At 64.3% G+C, this 6815-nt stretch carries 8 protein-coding genes; all 8 read right to left on the bottom strand.

From position 1 onward, the window contains the following. Positions 1–276, bottom strand: a 276-nt coding sequence (locus VFB18_RS14620) for a glycosyltransferase family A protein (RefSeq protein WP_324976886.1), incomplete at its 3' end; no start/stop codon positions are given. Between the two features lie 718 nt (positions 277–994). Continuing rightward, entirely contained in the window at positions 995–1279 is a 285-nt protein-coding gene (locus VFB18_RS14615) for a hypothetical protein (RefSeq protein ID WP_324976883.1), read from the bottom strand. 30 nt (positions 1280–1309) lie between these two features. Beyond that, entirely contained in the window at positions 1310–1741 is a 432-nt protein-coding gene (locus VFB18_RS14610) for a type II toxin-antitoxin system VapC family toxin (RefSeq protein WP_324976881.1), read from the bottom strand. Then, complete coding sequence (locus VFB18_RS14605; protein WP_324976879.1) at positions 1741–1974, bottom strand: type II toxin-antitoxin system prevent-host-death family antitoxin; 234 nt, start codon at positions 1972–1974, stop codon at positions 1741–1743. Before VFB18_RS14605 ends, VFB18_RS14610 begins: the two co-directional genes overlap by 1 nt. Positions 1975–2057: 83 nt before the next feature. Further along, a complete protein-coding gene (gene lon / locus VFB18_RS14600; RefSeq protein WP_324976877.1) occupies positions 2058–4541 on the bottom strand; it encodes an endopeptidase La in 2484 nt (827 codons plus the stop codon). Between the two features lie 23 nt (positions 4542–4564). Next, entirely contained in the window at positions 4565–4954 is a 390-nt protein-coding gene (locus VFB18_RS14595) for an Hsp20/alpha crystallin family protein (RefSeq protein WP_324976875.1), read from the bottom strand. Positions 4955–5126: 172 nt separating this feature from the next. After that, on the bottom strand, positions 5127–6026 hold the full coding sequence (locus VFB18_RS14590; protein ID WP_324976873.1) for a FecR family protein: 900 nt from the start codon (positions 6024–6026) through the stop codon (positions 5127–5129). A 60-nt stretch (positions 6027–6086) separates the two neighbouring features. Continuing rightward, the coding region (locus tag VFB18_RS14585; protein WP_324976870.1) for a hypothetical protein at positions 6087–6815 on the bottom strand (729 nt) is incomplete at its 5' end.

Genomic DNA, 6815 nt, shown 5'->3' with positions numbered 1-6815 from the left:
GCCCACATAAGCGATCCAATCGCCGGTCGCTTGCGCAATGCCGAAATTGTTTGGGGCACTTTGACTGCCGGTATTGGTGTCGAGATTGTGCCACCGGACGCCGCGCGACTTGTATCCGCCGACGATCTCCGCCGTTTCATCTTTACACCCGTCGCCAACGACGATCAGCTCGAAGTCGGCATAGGACTGTCGCAGGACCGACTCGATGGTCGGGATGATATGCTTGCCTCGCGCATAGGTGGACAGCACGACCGAGAAATAGGGACTTGCGTTCATACCGTCTCAAGCCCGACGCCGCGGCGAGCCGAACCTACCAGCGATACGGCACAATGCGCCGCGCCGCCTCGGAGTCCCATGGCAAATCGAGCGCGTCAGGAGCGTCGTAGTTGTACATAGAGGCAGGCATGTTGATGATGATGGCCTCCCACGTGCCGATGTTTTTCCATCCGTGATAGAGGCGGGCGGAATGATCAACAGCCCGGGATTCTTCTCGCTGACGGTGAACTCGTTCAGCACGCCAAAGGTCGGAGAACCATGGCGTGCGTCGTAGACCGCGATCTTGACAAGCCCCGTAACCACAAACAAACGATCGGTGCTCCTTTGGTGCAAGCCCCAGGCGCGCACGCGTCCGGGAAAGGTCGTGCTGAGATGCACTTGCACAATCGGGTCGGCCAACTCTCCCCAGCTCGCGCGGGCCACTTCGGTGACGTGGCCGTCTTCATGAGGGACAGGACGGGTCGGACGGAAGATCACGCCCTCAATGGGAGCTAGCCGAAGCTTGCCCTGCTCGTTACCGCAGATGCTTGGCTACCAACTCGTCGCCGCCGACGACTTTGGGGATTTTCGGAGCCGACTCTTCGAGTGAACCCATTGCTCCTCGGCCGCCCCCAACCCATTGATATTCAAGTCTAACATGCAGCGACAACGAGCAAAAGCACGGCGATTCGGTAGTTCTTCCACTATCGCCCCGCCGACGAGCTTGGACGCACGAAGCCTAGTCGAAATGATAGAACTGGTCGTTCAGGTACTTGAGGAGGTCCTGCATCTCGCCCGCTGAGAATTCGACTTTTGCCGCGTGACTACAGCCAACGAGCTGCTCTTTCAGCGCATCCAACGACTGAATCTTCCGGTCGTTGCGGGTGAAGACGTCGGTCTGGTGGCATCCTGTGCAGTGGGCGTCGAACAGGCGCTTCCCTTCCGCGCCGTCGCCCGGCAACGAGGCGGCATAGGCGCCCGGCATGAGCAGGAGCAATGAGAGTGCAGACAGAATGCCTTTCATGGTTCGCCTCCCAGGTTCGGCGCGGGCCATCTACCGCGCGTCGGTCGACACCGGCAGCCCAAGCTGTTTTCCCGCCTTAAGCAGTCCGCGGTCCAGCGTGTAGATCGTTCTCGCGCCATGGTTCGCGGCGAGAGCGAGATGCAGAGCATCCCCGGCTCGCAGCCCAGTGTTGTAACGCTTTAGAAACAGCCTCGCGAGATCGAAGTCCTCGATCGTCGGCAGCAGGACCACAAACGATTCTTGCACCATCGTTTCGAATTCGGCATCGACAGCGAGCGCAGCGTCGGCCGCAAGGGCGCGCATACGCACCTCGCGCGCCAGCAGCGACGAAAATTCGATGCGCGACCATTGACTGATGGTGAGCTCGCCAGCTGTCTGGCGGGTCATGAAGCGCTCGATCTTTGCGCTCGCCGGTTCCTGAAGCAGGAGCGGTACGATGAAGCTCGTATCGAAATAGAGCATCAAAGACTTTCGTCGCGCAGTTCGCGCAGAAGACGCGCGCTCGGCTTGCGCAAGCGGGGCATGCGGGCGCGGAAGCTCGCGAGCGGTCTCACCTTCTGCTTGGCCCGCGAGACGGGAGAGAGTTGCGCCACCGGCCGGCCGTGGCGCGTGATCAACACGTTCTCTCCCGCCTCGATCCTATCGAGAAGCTTGCTGAGTTTCGCCTTGGCCTCGACCAGGGTCACCTTCACCATCGGCGCGATCTCCCACCCAAGTGGTCAGATTTCTGACCACTTTATAGCGGGGCACAGCCGAATTGACCAGCGGAGAGCGCAGGCTACCCTGCGGCGGCGCGGCGCTGTTCGTCGGACAGCGCCGGCGCCTCCTCGGCCTGCGGGGCGGGCAGGGGCTCGAGCGCGGCGGCAATCGCGTCGTCGACGGTCGACAGCCAGACGAAGCGCACGGCGTTGCGCGCGGCTTCCGGCACGTCCTCGTAGTCCTTCTTGTTGCGCTCGGGCAGCATCACCGTGGTGATGCCGGCGCGCACCGCCGCCAGCACCTTGTTCTTCACCCCGCCGATCGGGAGCACGAGGCCGCGCAGCGAAATCTCGCCGGTCATGGCCGTGTCGCTTCTCGCCGTGCGCCCGGTGAGCAGCGAGACGAGCGCGATGAACATGGCGACGCCCGCGCTCGGCCCGTCCTTGGGGATGGCGCCCGCAGGCACGTGGACGTGGATGTCCGACTTCTCGAACGTGGCGGGATCGACGCCGAGCGCCGACGCGCGCGCCTTGACCAGGCTGAGCGCCGCTTGCGCGCTCTCCTTCATCACCTCGCCGAGCTGTCCGGTCAGGATCAGCCGGCCCGAGCCCGGGACGCGCGCCGCCTCGACGAACAGGATGTCGCCGCCGGTCGGGGTCCAGGCAAGCCCGGTCGCGACCCCGGGCACGCTCGTGCGCATCGCCACCTCGCTCTCGAAGTGGCGCGCGCCCAGGATGCCGTGCAGGTCCTTGGCCTCGATCTTCATGTGCGGCACGGCGCCTTCGGCGATGCGCATCGCCACATTATGCAGGATGGCGCCGATCTCGCGCTCGAGGTTGCGGACGCCGGCCTCGCGCGTGTAGTCGGCGATGATGGCGCGGATCGCCGCGTCGGTGATTTCGACCTGATCGGCAGTGAGACCGGTGGCCTCGAGCTGGCGTTTGACGAGATAGCGCTTGGCGATCTCGAGCTTCTCCTCCTCGGTGTAGCCGGGAAGCTCGATCACCTCCATGCGGTCGCGCAAGGGACCGGGGATGGCGTCGAGCACGTTGGCCGTGCCGATGAACATCACCCGCGACAGGTCGAAGGGCACCGCGAGATAATTGTCGCGGAAGGTCGAGTTCTGTTCGGGGTCGAGCACTTCGAGCAGCGCCGCCGACGGGTCGCCGTGGAAGCCGGCGCCCAGCTTGTCCATCTCGTCGAGCATGAACACGGGGTTGCGGGTGCCCGCCTTGCGTAAGGCCTGGATGATGTTGCCGGGGAGCGCGCCGATATAGGTGCGGCGGTGACCCCTGATCTCGGCCTCGTCGTGCACGCCGCCGAGCGAGATGCGGCCGAACTTGCGGCCCATGGCGCGGGCGATCGACTGCCCGAGCGAGGTCTTGCCGACGCCCGGAGGTCCGACGAAGCACAGGATCGGGCTCTTGCCTTCCGGCTTCAGCTTGCGCACGGCGAGATATTCGAGGATGCGCTGCTTGACCTTGGGCAGGCCGTAATGGTCCTCGTCGAGGATGCGGCGGGCTTCGGCAATATCGATGCGGTCGTCCGAGGTCTTCGACCAAGGAAGCTCGGTCAGCCAGTCGAGATAGGTGCGCACCATGCCGTGCACGGCGCTAGCCTCGGGCATGCGCTCGAGCCGCTTCAGCTCTTTCAGCGCCTGCTTCTCGGCCTCCTCGGGCATGGCGGCCTTCGTTATCGCCTCGCGCAATTCGGCGATCTCGGCCTGGCCTTCCTCGCCCTCGCCGAGCTCCTTCTGAATCTGGCGGAGCTGCTCGCGCAGGATGTGCTCGCGCTGGCGGCCGGCGAGCTCCTCCTGCGTCTTCTCGCCGATCTGCTTCGACAGGCGTAAGACCTCGATCTGCTGGGCGAGATAGCGCAGCACCTTGTCGAGGCGCTCCGAGACCTCGAAGGTCTCGAGCACGTCCTGCTTCTCCTTCGGAGTGAGGTCCGAGACATTGGTGATGAAGTCGGCGAGCTGCGAGGGGGAGGCGATCTGTTCGACCGCTCCGGCAAGCTCGGGCGGAACGTTCGGGAGCAGAGAGAGCGCCTCGCGCGCGCGCTCCTTCAACTGATGCATGCGCGCCGCGACCTCGGTGGAATAGACCTCGGCTTCGCCCACCTCTTCGACGCGGGCGACGAGGAAGGGATAGCCCGGCAGGAACTCGCGCACGCGGAAGCGCCGCGCGCCGCGCGCCACGAGATGATGGCTGCCGTCGGGCGAGGTCACATAACGGAGAATGTCGGCGGTGGTCCCGACGCGATGCACGTCGTCGGGCCCGGGAGCCTCGATCGAGGGGTCGGTCTGGAGCACGATGCCGACCGGCTTGTCGGCCTTGGCTGCGGCTTGGGCGCCGGCGATCGAGCCCGGGCGGCCGAGCGTGAGCGGCGCGACGATGCCGGGGAACAGCACGGCGTTCCGCGTCGGCAACAGGATGAGAGCGCCGTCGGGCAAGGAAAGCTCGGCGCCTGGCGAAGCTTGCGCGGCGGCCTGCTGGGCCTGATCGGCGAGCGGAACGGTCTGCCCGGCGTCGGCACTTTGCGGTTGTTTCTCGATCTCGTTCATAACGAAGGGACTCGACTCTCTCCTCAGGACAGCTTGGCAAAGGTCAGCACGAGGCAGCCATAGACGAGCTCGCGCGCCTGAAGGCGCAAGCGGGGGATGAGGGTGACGCGGCGCTCGAAGCGGCCATAGGGAATCTCCAGCCTTACTATATTGGCGTTCTTCTCCTTTCCCGGTAGCGGCCGGGTTCCGGCGATGACCAGCAATTCGCCCTCGATCTCGACGCGCACCGCCTCGGGCGGAACGCCGGGGAGCGCGGCGATGATCCACAGCTGCCGTTCGGTCTCGATCACGTCGATCGGCGGCTCCCAGCGGCCCGCTTCCCGCGACGGCTCGAAGAACTGGCGGTGCAACTGTTCGGCCTGCTTCAGGAGCGCGCAGGCCTCGGCCCACATCTGGTTTTTCGGGTCACGCATCGGCGCCAACCTCAACGGAGCACAGGATCGATCTTAGCCAACGCGCAAGCATCGCCAATTGACGAGGCGCAATAACGATAAAGCGGCCATCAACGAGACGCGCGAAAGGGTCCGCTAATATTGGTTGCCCGCGCCTCCCCGGCAAGGGGGAGGGCGCGACGCCCCTTGAGCCCTATGGGATGAAGCAGTTTGCGCCGCACCCCGTGGTCGGCGGGATGATGGGCGGCGGAGGCGGTACGACCACCGGGTTCAGCGTGGCCTTGGCAATGTCGCCGCCGATCGTGTCGTAATAGAGCTCGCGGACGAACGGCTGGTCCGGATATTTTCCTGCCGGCTGGATGCCGTAATAGTACGGCCAGCCCTGGCCTTTCACCGGCACGATCTTGCCGTAGTTGATCTTCTTGCCGGAGACGGCGGCGAGCAGGAAGGTGGTGTCGGCGAAAGTGACCGGCCTGATGACCGGCGCGCCGGAATGGGAAATGTCGAACACCATGCCCGGACTGTTCAGCCAATAGATCTGGCCGCCGCGCAGAATCGACAGATGCTTGCCGTAGAGGAAAGAAATCAGTGCCTTGTTCGGCCCGGCGATAAAGCCCTGGAACATGCCGCCGCGCACGGTGAGCACCCCGGCCGGCGTCTTGACCGAGATGCCGGGCTCTTCCTTGGAGAGCTTGCCGCCGACGAATCTGAGCGCGCCCTTGGAGAAGCTCGCGACCAGAGCACCCTTGCCGCTCTTCGGATCGTAGACGAAGCGGTCGATGACGAGGCTCGATCCGGGGCCGACGGTGAAGGTCGAGCCGTCGAGCAGGAGCACCTGCACGACGCCGGAACCCGAAGTGTCGATGCGCTCGTTATAGACCACGGAGGCGCCGATGTTGAGCGTGCGCGTTGCCGCGCCTGGAGGCTGGCTCGTCGCCTGCGGCGTGACCGCCGCGGCAACGCCGACGCGCTCGGCGGCTTGAGCGGCGTCTAAGCCGAAGGCCGGCAGAAAGAGGCCTGCCAGAGCGAAGGCAGCGAGCGCAGGTCCCGCCAGAGCCGGGACGAAGCCGCAAGAGACCGACGATGTCCGCATATTTCCCCGTCGCGAAGTGACGCAGGGTTATATGGGGAGGGGGAGGGGCCGCGGCAAGGATCAGTCAGGCCGCGCCACGCCCCCGAATATACCCGTCGCTTGGTAGCTTGAATTTCCGACGCCAAAATTGCCGATCACGCCTTGTGGACCACCGTGTCCCACAAACGCCCCGTTGGCTGCGCCCACGAGACCACTTCCGGCCATCGGCCCCGAGAATGCGACCTTACCTGGCGCAAACATGATTCCAGAGAACGACCTGTTGTCGAAATTGCTGATGGTAAGAAGGCCGGAACGGGTGCGGAAATTCCACCCCATGTTCATGTCGCCGGTGGCCGTATATTGCTTGCCGTTGTTCACAACGTTGCCAATGGCATCGCCAGCGTATGTTGCCGATCCCCGAGTGGGCATGTCATCCGGCGACACGACTTTGCCCGTGATCCACCAGCCGAGCGGCACATCGGCAACCTGATTGTTGTACGCGACCCGGGCACCCCAGGCGCCCCACTTGATGAAATCGCAAGATTGGCAGAAGGCGCGCTTCTGCGTTTGAGTGTCGCCCACTTGGGCGGTTTGGCCGGCGAACAATACTTCGTTTGCCTGAATCGCGTCGGCGCTTACAAGAAAGCCCTCCACGGTTGCGGGGTACGTTGTCGTGTCTTGGCCGAACAATCCGGAATGGACATCGACGGTCGACCCCGTTTGCTTCTCGATCGCCGCGAACGTGTTGTCGTCAATAAATGCGGATCGGCCAGGACCGCCGAAACCAAGATTAAATTGGGGTGACTTGTT

The organism is Methyloceanibacter sp. (assembly GCF_035650995.1).
Taxonomy (GTDB): Bacteria; Pseudomonadota; Alphaproteobacteria; order Rhizobiales; family Methyloligellaceae; genus Methyloceanibacter.
This window is presented reverse-complemented; position numbering and strand designations above follow the sequence as displayed.